Origin of the sequence: Mycobacterium sp. IS-3022 (assembly GCF_001500065.1) — a bacterium.
Lineage (GTDB): Bacteria > Actinomycetota > Actinomycetes > Mycobacteriales > Mycobacteriaceae > Mycobacterium.
The window spans coordinates 33,503-49,218 of record NZ_LQIN01000045.1; the positions used below are offsets into that span (position 1 = coordinate 33,503).

Below are 15,716 nucleotides of genomic sequence, written 5' to 3' on the forward strand. Positions count from 1 at the left end.
CCCTGCGCGCCTTCGCTGCAGTAAGTTCCTCGATGCGCAAGCATGCCCGCACGCGATAACGGGAATGGGTTAATGGTGCCTGGAACCGAAGAGCTGACGGAAAAACTAGGTCTGCCCGCCGGGATCCGCGCGGTGCTGTTCGACCTCGACGGCGTGCTCACGGACACCGCGAGCGTCCACAAAAAGGCGTGGAAGGCGATGTTCGACGACTTCCTTCGACGGCGGGCTGAGCGCACCGGCGAGTTGTTCACACCGTTCGACGTGCACACCGACTACCTGAGCTACGTCGACGGCAAGAAGCGGGAGGACGGCGTGCGGTCATTCCTACTGAGCCGGGGCATCGAGTTGCCCGACGGTGGCCCGGACGACGCGACCGAGCGCGAAACCGTGTCCGGGCTGGGCAACAGGAAGAACGAGATGTTCCAGCGCGTCCTGCAGACCGACGGTGTCGAGGTGTTCGAGGGATCGCGCCGTTATCTGGAGGCCGCCGCGAACGCCGGACTGGGGATCGCGGTGGTCTCCTCGAGCGCCAACACACGCGAGGTACTCGAATTGACGGGGCTGGCGCAATACGTGCGACACCGGGTGGACGGTGTCGTGCTGCGGGAGGAGAACATCGCCGGAAAGCCCGCACCCGATTCGTTCCTGCGGGCCGCGGAACTTCTCGGCGTCGAACCCGAACACGGCGCGGTGTTCGAAGACGCGCTGTCCGGCGTCGCGGCAGGACGGGCCGGACACTTCGGTCTGGTGGTCGGCGTCGACCGGGTGGGGCAAGCAGAAGCGTTGCGACGCAACGGGGCCGACGTCGTGGTGTCCGACCTGGCGGAGCTGCTCACATGACGTTCAATGACGACATCTTCCCCGTCGAGCCGTGGCAGGTCCGGGAGACGTCGCTCGACCTCGGCATGCTCGCGCAGTCGGAGTCGCTGTTCGCGCTGTCGAACGGTCACATCGGGTTGCGCGGAAATCTCGACGAAGGAGAACCGCACGCCCTTCCGGGCACGTACCTGAACTCCTTCTACGAATGCCGTCCCCTGCCGTACGCCGAGGCCGGTTTCGGCTATCCCGAGGACGGGCAGACCGTCGTCAACGTCACCAACGGCAAGCTGGTGCGACTGCTGGTCGACGACGAACCGTTCGACGTGCGCTACGGCGCTTTACACCAGCACGAACGTGTACTCGATCTGCGGGCAGGCACCCTGACGCGTACCGCGCTCTGGGAATCACCGGCAGGCAAGAAGGTCAAAGTCGTTTCCACGCGGGTTGTTTCGCTCACTCAGCGCAGCGTCGCCGCAATCGAGTACGTCGTCGAGGCCGTCGACGAGTTCGCGCGGGTGACTTTGCAATCCGAACTCGTCGCCAACGAGGAGTTGCCCCCGTCGTCGAAGGACCCGCGGGTGTCGGCCGTGCTCGAGAAGCCGTTGGACCCGGTGCAGCACGAACACTCCGACCGCGGCGCGATCCTGCTGCACCGCACCCGGGGCAGCAAGCTGATGATGGCCGCGGCGATGGACCACGACATCGAGGTGCCGGGCCGCTTCGAGGTCGACACCGGCGCGGGCCTGGATTGGGCCAACACCACGGTGATCTGCGGGTTGCGGCCCGGCCAGCAGCTGCGCATCGTCAAGTACCTCGCTTACGGGTGGTCCAGCCTGCGGTCGCGGCCGGCCCTGCGGGACCAGGCTGCCGCCGCGCTGAGCAGCGCCCGGTACACCGGCTGGCAGGGCCTGCTCGATGCGCAGCGGGCATATCTCGACGACTTCTGGGACGGCGCCGACGTCGAGGTGGAGGGCGACCCCGACTGCCAGCAGGCGGTGCGCTTCGGGCTCTTCCACGTGTTGCAGGCCAGCGCGCGCGCCGAGCGCCGCGCGATCCCCGGCAAAGGGCTGACCGGAACGGGTTACGACGGCCACGCCTTCTGGGACACCGAGGGTTACGTCCTTCCGGTGCTGACCTACACCCATCCGACGGCGGCGGCCGACGCGCTGCGCTGGCGCGCATCGATCCTGCCTCTCGCCCAGAAACGGGCGGCTCAACTCGATCTCGAAGGTGCCGCATACCCGTGGCGCACGATCCGCGGCGAGGAGTGCTCGGCGTACTGGCCGGCGGGCACCGCGGGCTTTCACGTCAACGCCGACATCGCGATGGCGTTCGAGCGGTACCGCATCGTGACCGGCGACCATTCGCTGGAAGCGGAATGCGGGCTCAGCGTGCTCATCGAGACCGCCCGGCTGTGGCAGTCGCTCGGGCATCACGACCGACACGGGGTCTGGCATGTCGACGGCGTGACCGGCCCCGACGAGTACACAGCAGTGGTGCGCGACAACGTGTTCACGAACTTGATGGCGGCGGCCAACCTCCGGGCAGCCGCCGACGCCTGCGCGCGCAACGTGGATGCGGCCCACGCCGCAGGCGTCTCCACTCAGGAGATGGCCGCGTGGCGCCACGCCGCCGATTCCGCGCACATTCCGTTCGACGAGGAATTGGGTGTGCATCCCCAGTGCGCGGGTTTCACCACGCTGCGGGAGTGGGACTTCACGAGCAACACGATCTACCCGCTGCTGATGAACGAGCCGTATGTCCGGCTCTATCCGGCTCAAGTGCTCAAGCAGGCCGACCTGGTACTGGCGATGCACTGGCAGGGCCACGCGTTCACCGCCGAACAGAAGGCCCGCAACGTCGACTACTACGAACGACGCACGACCAGGGATTCGTCCCTGTCGGCCTGTACACAGGCGGTGATGTGCGCCGACGTCGGTCATCTCGAACTCGCGCACGACTACACCTACGAAGCCGCGATGATCGACCTGCGGGATCTGCATCGCAACACCCGCGACGGTCTGCACATGGCCTCGCTCGCCGGGGCGTGGACCGCTCTGGTGGCGGGTTTCGGCGGGTTGCGTGACGACGAAGGGGTGCTTTCGCTGGACCCGCGGCTGCCCGACGGGATCTCGTGTCTGCGATTCCGATTGCGGTGGAGGAACTTCCGGCTCACCGTCGACGTGAACCACGACGACGTCACCTACACGCTTCGTGACGGCCCGGACGCCTCGCTGTGGATCCGCCACGGCGGCGAGGAGCTGGAGCTGGACTCCCGAGCGCCCAGCACGGTGCCGGTCCACCGGTGCGAGCCGTTGCTGCCGACGCCACAGCAGCCGCCGGGGCGGGAGCCACTGCGCCGACGGCGGGTCTAGCGCTACGCCATCTGCTTGTGCACCGGCAGACCGCCGGTCGCCTCGAACACCACGCGCCTGCCGATCTCGACGGCGTGGTCGGCGAAGCGTTCGTAGTAGCGGCCGAGCAACGCGACGTCGACGGCGGAACAGACCCCGTCCTGCCACTTGTGGTCCATCAGCAGCGTGAACAGGTGCCGGTGCTCGGCGTCGACGGCGTCGTCCTCGTCACGCAGCCGCGCCGCCTTCTCGGGATCGCGCGACAGCAGTACCTCCTGTGCCGACTTCGCGAGTTCGACCGCCCGGGCCCCCATCTCGGCGAAGCTGGTGCGCACGTCGGCCGGCAACGCGCAGTCCGGATGCCGCAAGCGGGAGATCCCGGCGACGTGAACGGCCAACGCGCCCATCCGGTCGATGTCGGCAGCGATGTGAATGGAGCCGACCACCGTGCGCAGCTCGCTGGCGACGGGCTGCTGCAGTGCGAGGATCCGCAGCGCGGCTTCCTCCGTCCGCCGATTCAGCGCGACGATGTGCTCGTGGTCGGCGATGACCTGCTCGGCCAGCGGCAGATCGGCCTCGAGCAGGGCCTGGGTTGCGCGTTCCATCGCGCTGACCGCCAGCCCGCACATCTGCCCGAGCTGGCCGCACAGCCCGGCCAACTGCTCGTGATACGCGGTCCGCATCGCGACCCTCCTCCCTCGCGAGACGCCCCTCAGACGATGTCAGGTACCCCTATCGCCGGGTTTTCAACCAGCCGAGGTGACCGGCTCGATCGGCAACCGCCGCAACGCCGCCGGCGCCTCGGCGGGCACCGCCGGGTGTTCCGGCGGCACGGGCGCCAACCGGCGGTACGGTCGGCCCTGCTCCGGCCGAAGGTCCTGCTGCCCCTTGTTGGGCCACAGCGACGTCGCGCGTTCGGCTTGTGCGGTGATCGAAAGTGACGGATTGACACCGAGATTCGCGGAGATCGCCGCTCCGTCGTGCACCGACAACGTCGGATAGCCATACACCCGGTGGTACGGGTCGATGACACCGTGCTGTGGGTCGTCACCGATCGCCGCACCGCCGAGGAAGTGTGCAGTGAGCGGGATGTTGAACAGTTCGCCCCAGGTGCCACCCGCGACGCCGTCGATCTTCTCGGCGATCCGGCGTGTCACCTGGTTGCCGACCGGGATCCAGGTCGGATTGGGCGCACCGTGACCCTGCTTGCTCAGGTACCGCCGGACGCCGAACCTGTTCCGTTTGGTGTAGGTGGTGATCGAGTTGTCGAGATGCTGCATCACCAGGGCGATCAGCGTCCGCTCACTCCACTGCCGGACGTTGAGCATGCGCAGCGTTCCGCGGGGGTTGGTTCGGGCGTTGTGGAAGAACTGTTTCCAGCGCGGTACATCGGTACCTTCCGGGCCCGACCCATCGGTCATGAGGGTCTGCAGCAGTCCCATCGCATTCGAGCCCTTGCCGTAGCGCACCGGTTCGATGTGGGTGTCGGAGGTGGGGTGGATCGAGGAGGTGATCGCGACGCCGTGGGTGAGATCGAGATCGGGCGTCACCTCGAAGCGTCCGGCTCCCACAATCGACTCGGAGTTGGTCCGTGTCAGGACCCCCAACTTGTCCGACAGCTTGGGCAGCTTGCCCTTGTCGCGCATCTTGAACAACAGCTTCTGGGTGTTGTACGTCCCCGCGGCGAGCACCACGTGCTGCGCGGTCAACGTCCGCTTCCTTCTGCGCACCCAACTGCCGGTGCGGACGGTGTGCACGTTCCACAGCCCGTCGGAACGCTGCTCGAAGCCGGTGACCGTCGTCATCGGAAAGACTTGTGCCCCAGACTTTTCGGCGAGATACAAGTAGTTCTTGACCAAGGTGTTCTTGGCGTTGTGGCGGCACCCGGTCATGCATTCGCCGACTTCGATGCAGCCGGTACGCGCGGGCCCGGCACCGCCGAAGTACGGATCGGGCACCGTCACGCCGGGCGCCTTCGTGCCGTCGGGGCCGAAGAAGACGCCCACCGGCGTCGGCACGAAGGTGTCCCCCACACCCATCTCGTCGGCGACCTGCTTGACGACGCGGTCGGCGTCGGTGAACGTCGGGTTCGTGACGACACCGAGCATGCGCTGCGCCTGGTCGTAGTGCGGCATCAACTCGGCGCGCCAGTCGGTGATGTCCTTCCACTGCGGGTCGTTGAAGAACGGGTCCGGCGGCACGTACAGGGTGTTGGCGTAGTTCAGTGACCCGCCGCCGACGCCCGCGCCGGCCAGGATCATCACGTTGCGCAGCAGGTGGATCCGCTGGATGCCGTACATGCCGAGCCGCGGCGCCCACAGGAACTTGCGCAGATTCCACGACGTCTTGGCGAAATCCTCGTCGGCGAAGCGCCGACCGGCTTCCAGCACGGCGACGCGGTATCCCTTCTCGGTCAGCCGCAGCGCGGTGACGCTGCCGCCGAACCCCGAACCGATCACCAGGACGTCGTAGTCAGGCTCCATCGGTCCAGTATGACGTTACCGAGGGGTAACTCTCTAGCAAGGTCAGATGCCGACGGCGGTGCCGCAGATGCCGCAGACCTCGAACTGCCTGCGGTTCCAGCGCGCCACCGGCACGAAGAACAACGTGAACTGCTTGAACTCGCGGACCCGCGACCACTGCGTGGTGTTGTGGCAGCGCGGGCACGTCCTGACCTCCCCCGCACCGAGGTGTTGCTGCTTGGTGCCGTAACCGAAGAGGAAGAAGAACACCCTGCTCAGCGTAGGCGCGACTCAGCTGCCGACGGTCAGGCCCACTTTCTGGAACTCCTTGAGGTCGCAGTACCCCGCCTTGGCCATCGAGCGACGCAGCCCACCGACGAGGTTCAGCGAGCCGAACGGGTCGTCGGACGGGCCGGTGAGAACCTGCTCCAGCGACGGCCGTTCACCGACGGCGACCTGCAGGAACGCGCCTCGCGGCAGGGACGGATGGGCGGCCGCGGCGGGCCAGAACCAGCCGTCGCCCAGCGCCTCGGCCGAGCTGGCCAGCGGCGTGCCGAGCACCACCGCGTCCGCGCCGCACGCGATGGCCTTGGCCAGGTCGCCGGAGGTGTGCATATCGCCGTCGGCGAGTACGTGCACATACCGCCCGCCGGTCTCGTCGAGGTATTCGCGCCGTGCTGCGGCCGCGTCGGCGATCGCGGTGGCCATCGGCACGCTGATGCCCAGCACTTCGTCGCTGGTCGTCACGCCGCTGGTCGAGCCGTAGCCGACGATGACGCCGGCCGCGCCGGTGCGCATCAGGTGCAGGGCGGTGCGGTGGTCGAGCACGCCGCCGGCGACCACCGGCACGTCGAGTTCGGCGATGAAGGTCTTGAGGTTCAGCGGTTCGCCGTCGGACGCCACGCGTTCGGCCGAGATGATCGTGCCCTGAATGACCAGAAGGTCGATCCCGGCGGAGAGCAGCGCCGGTGTCAGCGCCCGCGCGTTCTGCGGGCTGACGCGCACGGCCGTCGTCACCCCGGCTTCGCGGATCCGCGCGACCGCCGCTCCCAACATGTCCGGGTCCAGCGGTGCGGCGTGCAACTGCTGTAGCAGACGGATCGCCGCCGACGGTTCGGGCTCTTTCTCGGCTGCCTCGATGACCTCGGCGATCTTGGCCTCCACGTCGGCGTGCCGACCGATGAGCCCCTCGCCGTTGAGCACACCAAGGCCGCCGAGCCGGCCCATCTCGATGGCGAACTCGGGCGACACCAGCGCATCGGTGGGATGGGCGACGACCGGGATCTCGAACCGGTAGGCATCCAGTTGCCAGCCGGTCGAGACGTCCTGAGACGACCGCGTGCGCCGCGACGGAACGATGTTGATGTCGTCGAGTTCGTAAGTGCGGCGGGCGGTTCGGCCCATGCCGATCTCAACCATGTCTCGCATGGCGGTGGATCCCCCTGTCAGCGGGTGTAGTAGTTCGGCGCCTCGACGGTCATCGTGATGTCGTGGGGGTGGCTCTCCTTGAGCCCGGCGGCGGTGATCTGCACGAACTGCGCCTGCTGCAACTGTTCGATCGTCGCCGACCCGGTGTACCCCATGGCGGCGCGCAGGCCGCCGGTGAGTTGGTGGATCACCGTCGAGAGCGGTCCGCGGAACGGCACGCGACCTTCGATGCCTTCGGGCACCAGCTTGTCCTCGGAGAGCACGTCGTCCTGGAAATAGCGGTCCTTGCTGAACGACTTGGCGGCGCCGCGGCCCTGCATCGCGCCGAGCGATCCCATGCCGCGGTAGCTCTTGAACTGCTTGCCGTTGACGAAGATCAGCTCGCCGGGCGACTCGGCGGTGCCCGCCAAAAGCGAGCCGAGCATCGCGGTCGACGCTCCCGCGGCCAGTGCCTTGGCGATGTCGCCGGAGTACTGCAGCCCACCGTCGGCGATGACGGGCACACCCGAGGGTGCGCATGCGGCAACGGCTTCCATGATCGCGGTGATCTGCGGTGCGCCGACGCCGGCAACCACGCGGGTGGTGCAGATGGAGCCCGGCCCCACCCCGACCTTCACCGCGTCGGCTCCCGCTTGTACGAGGGCGGCCGCGGCGGCCCGTGTCGCGACGTTGCCGCCGATCACCTCGACCCGGTCACCGACGGCGGCCTTGACCCGGCTCACCATGTCGAGCACACCGCGGTTGTGCGCGTGCGCGGTGTCCACGACCAGCACGTCGACGCCGGCGTCCACCAGCGTCATCGCCCGGGTCCAGGCGTCGTCACCGACACCGACGGCGGCGCCGACGAGCAGCCTGCCGTCCTTGTCCTTGGTCGACAGCGGGAACTGTTCGGTCTTGACGAAGTCCTTGACGGTGATGAGCCCGGTCAGCTTGCCGTGCCCGTCGACGATCGGCAGCTTCTCGATCTTGTTGCGGCGCAACAGGCCCAGCGCCGCCTCGGCGGACACCCCCTCGCGCGCGGTGATCAGCGGCGCCTTGGTCATCACCTCGGAGACCGGCTTGGACTGGTCCACCTCGAAACGCATGTCGCGGTTGGTGATGATGCCGACCAGTTCGCCGGTGTCGTCGACGACGGGCAGCCCGGAGATCCGGAACCGCGCACACATCGCGTCCACCTCGGCCAGGGTGTTGTCCGGTGAGCAGGTGACCGGATCGGTGACCATCCCGGCCTCCGAGCGCTTGACCGTCTCGACCTGACCGGCCTGCTCGGCCACCGGGAGGTTGCGGTGCAGCACACCCATGCCGCCGGCGCGGGCCATCGCGATCGCCATGCGCGATTCGGTGACCGTGTCCATGGCGGAACTCACCAGCGGCACCTTGAGCCGGATCTTGCGGGTCAGTTGGCTCGAGGTGTCGGCGGTTGCGGGCACGACGTCGGAGGCGGCGGGCAGCAGCAGCACGTCGTCGAAGGTGAGGCCGAGCATGGCGACTTTCGTCGGGTCATCCCCGCCGGTCGGCACAGGCACCGCGATCGGGATGCTGCTCTCGGCAGTCGACGTGGGTATCGACAAAATGAGCCTCCAGTAACAAACGCAGCCGAGCGAGCTAGAAAACCATCCTATCGGCTGCGGGCCGGCATCCCGGCCTCACGTGCCATGACGCACACAACTATTGGCGCACCTGTTGGCGAGCCGCCGCCAACGGCAGTAACGGCTGGCGCGATCGCGGGGCCGCTGCGTAGGGTGGGACTCGTGCGTGACCACCTGCCACCGGGTTTGCCACCCGACCCGTTCGCCGATGACCCGTGCGACCCTTCGGCGGCGCTGGACGCCCTTGAGCCCGGCCAGCCGCTGGACCCGCAGGAGCGGACCGCGGTCGAGGCCGATCTCGCCGATCTGGCGGTGTACGAGGCGCTTCTCGCGCACAAGGGAATCCGCGGTCTGGTGGTGTGCTGCGACGAGTGCCAGCAGGACCACTATCACGACTGGGACATGCTGCGGGCCAACCTGCTGCAGCTTCTGGTCGACGGGACGGTGCGGCCCCATGAGCCGGCTTACGACCCCGAGCCCGATGCCTACGTGACGTGGGATTACTGCCGTGGCTACGCCGACGCATCACTCAACGAGGCGACGTCGGACACCGACGGCTACCGCTGACGCTAGCTCGGCTCCTCGACCGCATCCGGGACCAGCACCGTGGTGGTGATCACCGTCTGAGGCTCGGGCGTCTTTACGATCGACTGCTGTGACGGCGGTTCCACCGAGGGTTGCTCGTCTTCCTGCTGCTCGACCACCGACGGTTGTGACGACGGCGTGGGAACCGGAATCCGGCTGGTCGTCGGCAGCGGCGTGTCCGCGGTCGGCGTCGGCACCGGGGTGTCCTGAGCCGACGTCGGCAGCGGCGTCGGACGCGGAGTGCCTGTCGGGGTCGGCAGCGCGGTGCCGGGCACCGAAGTCGGAGTGCTCGGCAGCACCGTCGGCACCTGCGTTGACGGCGACGGCGACGGCACCGATGGCGAGGTGGTCTGCGATGGCGACGTGGTGGCCGACGACGTGCTGGTCGGTGACGGCGGGGTGGTCGGTGACGTGGTGGTCTGCGACGACGTCGTCGACGATGTGGTGGCGTCTGTCGGTGTGTCGAGTACGACGGCCGGAACGTCGGGGAAGGTCGGCAGCGGCGCACCCGGCGGCACGGTGGCCGCGGGGTTCTGGGCCTCGACCTTGACCGTCAACTCCTGCCACTGGCTGACCAGTTCTTCCTTGCGTGCGGAGTCGTTCACCGTCGCGACGGTCGTGGTCAGCGTCTGCAGCTTGTCCTGGGCGGCTTGCCACTGACCCTGATCGATCAGCTGCTGCACCTCGGCCATCTGCGTCTGCGCGGCGAGGACGACCGCGTCCTGGCGGGTGTCCTGCTGCTCACCGAACAGCATCGTGCGCAGTCCGTACAGGGAGTCGCCCGGGCCCGCTCCGGCCACCACCGCGCCGAACCCCCCGATGCACAACACCGCGGCCGCCGCCGACCCGACGACCGCCAGCGACGTGCGGCCGCGTCGGTGCGAAGCGGCGGCGCGGTCCAGGGCCAGCACCGCGTCGCGGGGGGTGACCGTCGCGGTGAGCGGGGCCTCGCGGATCTCGTCGCGCCAGCCGGCCATCAGCTGTGCCAGCTCGGCCTCGCTGGGGTCCGTCGAGTACACCGGCTGCTGATGGGCCAGCGCATCGAGGAACCGGTCAGTGCGGTTCAGTTCGTTGAGCGACGGGTCTCCCCCGTTGGAGGTCCAGCGTCCGAAGTCAGGCATAGTCGCGCCCCGTCGCGACGATCTCGGACTTGAGCCGGGCCAGCGCCCGGTGCTGGGCGACCCGGACGGCGCCCGCGGTGCTGCCGACGGCCTCTGCGGTCTCTTCGGCGCTCATCCCGACGACGACCCGCAAGATCAAGATCTCGCGCTGTTTTTCGGGCAGTACGGCCAGGAGGTTGTTCATCCGCGCCGATGCCTCGGCGTCCAGAGCCATCTGCTCGGGTCCGGCGTCCAGCGAGAACCGCTCTGGCACGACATCTGTCGGGTCGGATCGGTTCCTGGCTGCTGCGCGATGCGCGTCAGCAACCTTGTGGGCCGCAATGCCGTACACGAAGGCCAGGAACGGTCGTCCCTGATCCTTGTAGCGCGGCAGCGCCGTGATGGCGGCCAAGCAAACCTCCTGCGCAACGTCGTCTGCTGAGAGGCCACTACGTTCGGTCGCCCCCACCCTTGCGCGGCAGTACCGAACAACGATCGGGCGGATGGTCTCCAGCACCTCCCTGAGCGCGTCCCGGTTCCCTGCCACAGCCTCAGCAACGACAGCATCGAGACGTTCTCCCGAAATTGTCATCGTGGGCGATCTCTCCAACGTTACGAACGGGACCGAACCCGGAAGGGCGGTCAGCTAAACAATAACTTTGACGTACGCGCGGACCCGGTTACCGCACCGACCACTCGCCGCCCCGCCGACGCACTGTATCGGCACAGCCGTCGCGAAGCACCACCATGTCCTGCGCCGAATACCGTGCGCTGCCGATGTCGGTCAGCAAGCAGGCCAACGCCCATTGCAGCGGAACCATTCCGAAGCGCTGCGCATCATCGAGCGCCGAGTCGGCCACAGCGCGGGCGGCGGCCGGGTCGCCGGCGCTGCACCGCGCCGCCGAGAGCACGACGGACGACTTCACCCGGTGGCGCGCCGAACCCAGCGCTGCGGCGTGTTCGACGGCGCGTTCGGCATGGCCGACGGCAGCTCCGCCTTCGCCGCGGGCCATCGCGAGTTCGGCGGTCACCCAGGCCAGTCGCACCCACAACCGCGGCGGCGCGGAAGGCGTCAGAAGCGTGGCGGCGCGGTCCAGCGCGCGTGCCGATGCCTCGAAGCGCCCCACCCCCAAGGCGTCGGCGGCAAGACCGATGAACGCGTCCGCCACCCCCTCCGGGTCCGACCCGGCGAGTGCCAACGCCCGGCCGTCCCATCGCCGAGCCCTGGTATGCCAGCCCAGCTGGCGCAGAAACGACGCCTGAGTGCTGTGTGCCAACGCGTTCTCCGGCCCCCCGCCCCGGTACAGCTGGGCCAAGTCGGCACGCGCGCTCGCGTAGCGGCCCTGACCGCCCGCGGCGACGGCGCGCAGCCACAAGTCCCGTGGCGTGGTGGCGGACGGTAGCGGCCACAGTCCGGGGTCGTCGCCGAAGGCGGCGTTCGCCAGAACGGTGTCTGTGGGCATCGAGTGGCGACAGTATCAATCGGCCCGAGGCTTGGTTAACAGTTGATGGTCGCAATGTTACTTCCATGTAAGCGGAAAGAAGTAGCCGGCGCCGGGGAGATTGACGCGAACTGCAGCAATACGTCGAGCATTCAACCGCGATGCATTTAATTGGCACCGTTCGGGTTCTTAAGCGTCGCAATGATGAACGTGATGTAAATTCTTGGCCTGCGGTTATGTCAATGGCCACACGGTCGGACTATTGACGGAATTTCATGACCCCCCATACTTTGTGTGCACGAGTGGTCATCGGCGACATGAGCTCGAATCGGATTTGAAACTCACGCACCCGTTCGTTTTGTGAATGGGTGTCCGGAGAGGGGTTTTCCAATGCCACAGCCGCAAGAGTTGCCCGGGCCCAATGCTGACGTGTGGGACTGGCAGATGGCCGGGCTTTGCCGAGGCGTCGATTCCTCCGTGTTCTTTCACCCCGATGGCGAGCGTGGTCGCGCTCGCGCGCAACGCGAGATACGCGCCAAGGAGATGTGCCGGCGGTGCCCGGTGATCGCTCAGTGCCGCGCGCACGCCCTGGCCGTCGGTGAGCCGTACGGCATCTGGGGCGGACTGTCCGAATCCGAGCGCGAACTGTTGCTGAAGCGAGGCATCCGCCGCGCGTCGTAGGGCCGTCGGTCTCGTCAGACACCGTCGAGATGCATGCGGCCGGGCGGACCGCCGATGACCATCATCTCGTCGTAGAAATACTCCGCCGGTCCGTCAGGCCGGTCGAAGGGGAGCCGGCACGGCGGATCGTCGTCGCCTTGGTCGCGGATCAACCAGGCGCCTGCCGCTTCGGGCCCCAAGATCTCCTCTGCGGAACCGCCCACCGATGACCACATTCACAAGCATTCAATTCCCACTGAAGCGAACTATGTTGTAGCTCTGTGCATTTCGTGAGAATCCGACGATCACGACTTTCCGAGGACCCGCTTGACGAAACCCCGTGGCAATACTGGAACCTCGCCGTCGGTCCGGGGCAGAAGGGAGCGCCGATGGTCAGCGACGCCAAGAGTGATCTCCCCTGTTGGGAAGACACGATGCCGCATTTTTCCACTCGCGAAAAAGGTGATCGCATCACGGCGATGCCCCTCAATGCGCCCGGGATGCTGACCTTCTTCGCCGTGGCGACGTTCATCCTCTGGGTACCCGCAGGAGTCGGAGGGGCGCTCTACTGCCACACGCTCAGCCAAGGGGGCAAGGAGCCGTGGCTGCTCGGGGTCGGCTCCATCTTCTACACGTTCCTGCCGTCGATCGTCACCAGCATCACCACCGACGAAGCACGTAACTTCTTCGGACAGCGCACAACGGCCAAACGCATCTCCGCCATTCCGGCATTCACGGGAGCGGGCGTGGGCATCCTCGGCGCAGCAATATGGGTGGGCGGTTCGAGCCGAGCGTGGTTAGCATTGGCAAGCGCGGGATGTGGCGTCGTTGCGGCCGTGGCCACGCTGGCCGCGTGGAGAGGTATTCGGTACACCCGTGACCGTCAGACCTGGATGGCCTGGATGCGCCACCACGGCGAGCGCACCCACGGCGTTCTGCGCGAGATCAGCTTCCTGGAGAAGTGGAGCGACACCCACCCGTTGTTCACCGTGGTCGTGGAGTTCAGCACCGAGAGCGGCCCCCGGCGGGTCGAGGCGAACATGATCACCGCAAAGCGCCGGGTGCCGCGAAAGGGAACCGCCGTGGTAGTCACCCTTTCCCCCAACGATTCTCGGGCGGAGGTGCACATCGAACTCGACTATGCCCAGCGTCCCGAGTTCGACCCCGCTGCCTGGAAGTACAGCCAGCCTTCTGGGAACTAGCCGCGATCGGCCAGCTCGCGCAGCACCGAATCGGTTGTCGCCCAGTCCATGCACTTGTCGGTGACCGACTGCCCGTAGGTCAGCGGCCGGGCTTCCGAGGACTGTGCCCCGGCGACCAGGAAGCTCTCCAGCATCACGCCGCTGACCGGAAGTCCGTCGCGCATGAGCTGTGCCACCTCGCGGGCCACCACGGCTTGGCGGATGTGGTCCTTGCCGGAATTGGCGTGGCTGCAGTCGATCACGACCCGACCAGGCAGCCCGGCCGCGGTCAGGTTCGCAGCCGTGGCGCGCACCGTCTCGACGTCGTAGTTCGGCCCGCCGGTGCCGCCGCGCAAAATCACGTGGCAATCCTCGTTGCCGGCGGTATTCACCAGGGCACCGCGCCCCAGGTCGTCCATTCCGAAGAAGACATGTTGGGCGGCAGCGGCTTTCACGCCATCGACGGCGACCTGAATGTTGCCGTCGGTCCCGTTCTTGAACCCGACGGGCATCGACAACCCGGAGGCCAGCTGCCGGTGCACCTGGGATTCGGTGGTGCGCGCACCGATCGCGCCCCAGGCGACGGCGTCGGCTATGTACTGCGGGCTGGTCGGCTCGAGGAACTCGCATCCGACGGGCAGGCCGATGTCGATGATGTCGAGGAGCAGATGACGCGCGATACGCAGCCCGCGGGCCACATCGAAGGTGCCGTCCATACCCGGGTCGTTGATCAGACCCTTCCAGCCGATCGTCGTGCGCGGCTTCTCGAAGTACACCCGCATCACGATCTTGAGCCGGTCATCAAGTTCGTCGGCGACTTTGACGAGCCGGCTGGCATACTCCAGCGCCGCGGCAGGGTCGTGCACCGAGCACGGTCCCACCACGACAAGCAGCCGACCGTCACGCCCGGCGAGAATGTCGGCGATCTCGTCGCGGTCGCGGGCCACCCGCTCGGCGCGCCGAGCACCCAGCGGGAACTCGGTGAGCACGTCGTGCGGGCTGGGAATCTCGCTGAAGCCGCGGACGCGCCGGTCCGACGTGGCAGGAGGGGTGGCGGTCTGCGCCAAGTTCATGTTCGGGTGCCTTTCTTGGTGCGGGCACCTGCGTGAATGTCCGGTGCCCTTGAACGACGAAAGGCAGCGACCCGATGGTCACTGCCTGGGCTCCGGGTGGATGCGCGCTTAGCGCTGCGCCTTATCGGCTCCGCCCGGAGCCTTGATAAAGCGCCAATAGCTGGCACGCACACCGATGTTCACGCGGGCCAGGCTACACGGCCGTCGTCGTCCGGCCAAATGCGGCCTAGTCCCCCTCCACCTCTGCCGCCCATTCCGCGGTCACCCGTTGCTTTTGCTCCTCGACGACCTGTCCGAGGTTCACCGCCTTCGGCCAGCCGTAGTAGGCGGCGAAATGCAGGACGAGTTCGTCCATTTCGTCGAACGACACGTCTCGGCTCTTGAGCGCCGCGTAGACGTGGCTGAGAATCGGTATCGGTGCGTCCTGGAAAGCCACGCACGCCACGGTGACCAACCGGCGTTCCTTCATGCCCAGTCCCGGTCGCAGCCACATCTCGCCGAAGACGAAGTTGAGGATCCCCGCACCGGAATACGGATTGTCCCGAATCGGTGCGAACGGAATGCAGTTGATGTCTTTGAACGCCTGCTCACCGACACGCAACCGGGCATGCGGGTCGCTGGGCGTAGGCAGCGGAAGGAGCGACTCGGGCGCTGGCACGGTCTGATCCCGCTCGCGGTGAATCCGTTCCCATTGTTCGTCGACGACGATGTTGAACCGCGACGCCTTCGGCCAACCGCCATACACGGCGAAGTGCAGCACGGTCTCGCGCATCTCGACGATCGACAGGTCCCCGCTGTTGAGCGCCGCGTAGACGTGGTCGCGCAACGGCTGTTCCGCGTCGGCGGCCGCCACGCAGGGCAGTGTCACGAACCGGCGGGCGCGACGGCTCAGACCCGGTCGGCACCACACCTGCGCGAGGAAGTCGAGCATCGCCGCAGCGGCGGGACTGGCGTCGGCCGGCGCGGGAAATGTCATCACCTCAGCGAGACTGCGTCGGGCCGACTCGCGTCGTTCTGCGTCTG

Annotated in this window: 16 protein-coding genes; 5 read left to right on the plus strand and 11 right to left on the minus strand. The window is 67.4% G+C overall.

The window, feature by feature from the left end; all coding sequences use genetic code 11:
- Nucleotides 1–93: 93 nt before the first annotated feature.
- Nucleotides 94–840 (plus strand): beta-phosphoglucomutase family hydrolase, encoded by a 747-nt coding sequence (locus AU188_RS19065; RefSeq protein ID WP_286137582.1) that lies wholly within the window; start codon nucleotides 94–96, stop codon nucleotides 838–840.
- A complete protein-coding gene (locus AU188_RS19070; RefSeq protein WP_059165074.1) occupies nucleotides 837–3,194 on the plus strand; it encodes a glycoside hydrolase family 65 protein in 2,358 nt (785 codons plus the stop codon). Before AU188_RS19065 ends, AU188_RS19070 begins: the two co-directional genes overlap by 4 nt.
- Nucleotides 3,195–3,196: 2 nt before the next feature.
- Here the strand turns inward: AU188_RS19070 and phoU are convergent, their stop codons facing one another.
- The 5 genes from phoU to guaB all read right to left on the minus strand — a co-directional run bounded on the left by phoU (nucleotide 3,197) and on the right by guaB (nucleotide 8,547).
- On the minus strand, nucleotides 3,197–3,856 hold the full coding sequence (gene phoU / locus AU188_RS19075) for a phosphate signaling complex protein PhoU (protein ID WP_059165075.1): 660 nt from the start codon (nucleotides 3,854–3,856) through the stop codon (nucleotides 3,197–3,199).
- Nucleotides 3,857–3,919: 63 nt separating this feature from the next.
- A complete protein-coding gene (locus tag AU188_RS19080; RefSeq protein WP_059165076.1) occupies nucleotides 3,920–5,656 on the minus strand; it encodes a GMC family oxidoreductase in 1,737 nt (578 codons plus the stop codon).
- A 42-nt stretch (nucleotides 5,657–5,698) separates the two neighbouring features.
- Nucleotides 5,699–5,905, minus strand: coding sequence for a zinc-ribbon domain-containing protein (locus tag AU188_RS19085; protein WP_059165077.1), 207 nt, complete (start codon nucleotides 5,903–5,905; stop codon nucleotides 5,699–5,701).
- 21 nt (nucleotides 5,906–5,926) lie between these two features.
- Nucleotides 5,927–7,054 carry a GuaB3 family IMP dehydrogenase-related protein gene (locus AU188_RS19090; RefSeq protein ID WP_172799549.1) on the minus strand — a complete coding sequence of 376 codons (1,128 nt, stop codon included), beginning with the start codon at nucleotides 7,052–7,054 and terminating at the stop codon, nucleotides 5,927–5,929.
- 26 nt (nucleotides 7,055–7,080) lie between these two features.
- A complete protein-coding gene (gene guaB / locus AU188_RS19095) occupies nucleotides 7,081–8,547 on the minus strand; it encodes an IMP dehydrogenase (RefSeq protein WP_231740428.1) in 1,467 nt (488 codons plus the stop codon).
- 267 nt (nucleotides 8,548–8,814) lie between these two features.
- Between guaB and AU188_RS19100 the strand changes: the two genes are divergently transcribed.
- On the plus strand, nucleotides 8,815–9,219 hold the full coding sequence (locus AU188_RS19100; protein WP_059101442.1) for a DUF5319 domain-containing protein: 405 nt from the start codon (nucleotides 8,815–8,817) through the stop codon (nucleotides 9,217–9,219).
- 2 nt (nucleotides 9,220–9,221) lie between these two features.
- On the opposite strand, the gene AU188_RS19105 is transcribed toward AU188_RS19100, so the two are convergent.
- The 3 genes from AU188_RS19105 to AU188_RS19115 form a co-directional block, all read right to left on the minus strand.
- Nucleotides 9,222–10,358, minus strand: coding sequence for an anti-sigma-D factor RsdA (locus AU188_RS19105; RefSeq protein ID WP_059165079.1), 1,137 nt, complete (start codon nucleotides 10,356–10,358; stop codon nucleotides 9,222–9,224).
- On the minus strand, nucleotides 10,351–10,929 hold the full coding sequence (locus AU188_RS19110) for a sigma-70 family RNA polymerase sigma factor (protein ID WP_059165080.1): 579 nt from the start codon (nucleotides 10,927–10,929) through the stop codon (nucleotides 10,351–10,353). Before AU188_RS19110 ends, AU188_RS19105 begins: the two co-directional genes overlap by 8 nt.
- Nucleotides 10,930–11,017: 88 nt before the next feature.
- Complete coding sequence (locus AU188_RS19115; protein WP_059165081.1) at nucleotides 11,018–11,800, minus strand: tetratricopeptide repeat protein; 783 nt, start codon at nucleotides 11,798–11,800, stop codon at nucleotides 11,018–11,020.
- A gap of 369 nt (nucleotides 11,801–12,169) precedes the next feature.
- Here AU188_RS19115 and AU188_RS19120 point away from each other — a divergent pair, with 369 nt between their 5' ends.
- Nucleotides 12,170–12,460, plus strand: a complete 291-nt coding sequence (locus AU188_RS19120) for a WhiB family transcriptional regulator (RefSeq protein WP_059165082.1) — start codon at nucleotides 12,170–12,172, stop codon at nucleotides 12,458–12,460.
- 14 nt (nucleotides 12,461–12,474) lie between these two features.
- Here AU188_RS19120 and AU188_RS19125 read toward each other — a convergent pair whose 3' ends face one another.
- Nucleotides 12,475–12,663, minus strand: coding sequence for a hypothetical protein (locus tag AU188_RS19125; RefSeq protein WP_156426747.1), 189 nt, complete (start codon nucleotides 12,661–12,663; stop codon nucleotides 12,475–12,477).
- Between the two features lie 165 nt (nucleotides 12,664–12,828).
- Between AU188_RS19125 and AU188_RS19130 the strand changes: the two genes are divergently transcribed.
- Nucleotides 12,829–13,641: a hypothetical protein gene (locus AU188_RS19130; RefSeq protein WP_059165084.1), complete on the plus strand. Its 813-nt coding sequence runs from the start codon at nucleotides 12,829–12,831 to the stop codon at nucleotides 13,639–13,641.
- Here AU188_RS19130 and AU188_RS19135 read toward each other — a convergent pair.
- Together AU188_RS19135 and AU188_RS19140 are read right to left on the minus strand one after the other, a co-directional pair.
- A complete protein-coding gene (locus AU188_RS19135) occupies nucleotides 13,638–14,693 on the minus strand; it encodes a 3-deoxy-7-phosphoheptulonate synthase (RefSeq protein ID WP_059165085.1) in 1,056 nt (351 codons plus the stop codon). The genes AU188_RS19130 and AU188_RS19135 overlap by 4 nt on opposite strands.
- Nucleotides 14,694–14,919: 226 nt before the next feature.
- Nucleotides 14,920–15,669: a carboxymuconolactone decarboxylase family protein gene (locus AU188_RS19140; protein WP_172799551.1), complete on the minus strand. Its 750-nt coding sequence runs from the start codon at nucleotides 15,667–15,669 to the stop codon at nucleotides 14,920–14,922.
- Nucleotides 15,670–15,716: the final 47 nt, after the last annotated feature.

Bases quoted from the DNA above. Each gene is read 5' to 3' on its own strand.
- AU188_RS19070 (WP_059165074.1), top strand. From the start codon at position 837: ATGACGTTCAATGACGACATCTTCCCCGTCGAGCCGTGGCAGGTCCGG.
- phoU (WP_059165075.1), bottom strand. From the start codon at position 3,856: ATGCGGACCGCGTATCACGAGCAGTTGGCCGGGCTGTGCGGCCAGCTC.
- AU188_RS19080 (WP_059165076.1), bottom strand. From the start codon at position 5,656: ATGGAGCCTGACTACGACGTCCTGGTGATCGGTTCGGGGTTCGGCGGC.
- AU188_RS19090 (WP_172799549.1), bottom strand. From the start codon at position 7,054: ATGGTTGAGATCGGCATGGGCCGAACCGCCCGCCGCACTTACGAACTC.
- guaB (WP_231740428.1), bottom strand. From the start codon at position 8,547: ATGCTCGGCCTCACCTTCGACGACGTGCTGCTGCTGCCCGCCGCCTCC.
- AU188_RS19105 (WP_059165079.1), bottom strand. From the start codon at position 10,358: ATGCCTGACTTCGGACGCTGGACCTCCAACGGGGGAGACCCGTCGCTC.
- AU188_RS19110 (WP_059165080.1), bottom strand. From the start codon at position 10,929: ATGACAATTTCGGGAGAACGTCTCGATGCTGTCGTTGCTGAGGCTGTG.
- AU188_RS19115 (WP_059165081.1), bottom strand. From the start codon at position 11,800: ATGCCCACAGACACCGTTCTGGCGAACGCCGCCTTCGGCGACGACCCC.
- AU188_RS19120 (WP_059165082.1), top strand. From the start codon at position 12,170: ATGCCACAGCCGCAAGAGTTGCCCGGGCCCAATGCTGACGTGTGGGAC.
- AU188_RS19130 (WP_059165084.1), top strand. From the start codon at position 12,829: ATGGTCAGCGACGCCAAGAGTGATCTCCCCTGTTGGGAAGACACGATG.
- AU188_RS19135 (WP_059165085.1), bottom strand. From the start codon at position 14,693: ATGAACTTGGCGCAGACCGCCACCCCTCCTGCCACGTCGGACCGGCGC.
- AU188_RS19140 (WP_172799551.1), bottom strand. From the start codon at position 15,669: ATGACATTTCCCGCGCCGGCCGACGCCAGTCCCGCCGCTGCGGCGATG.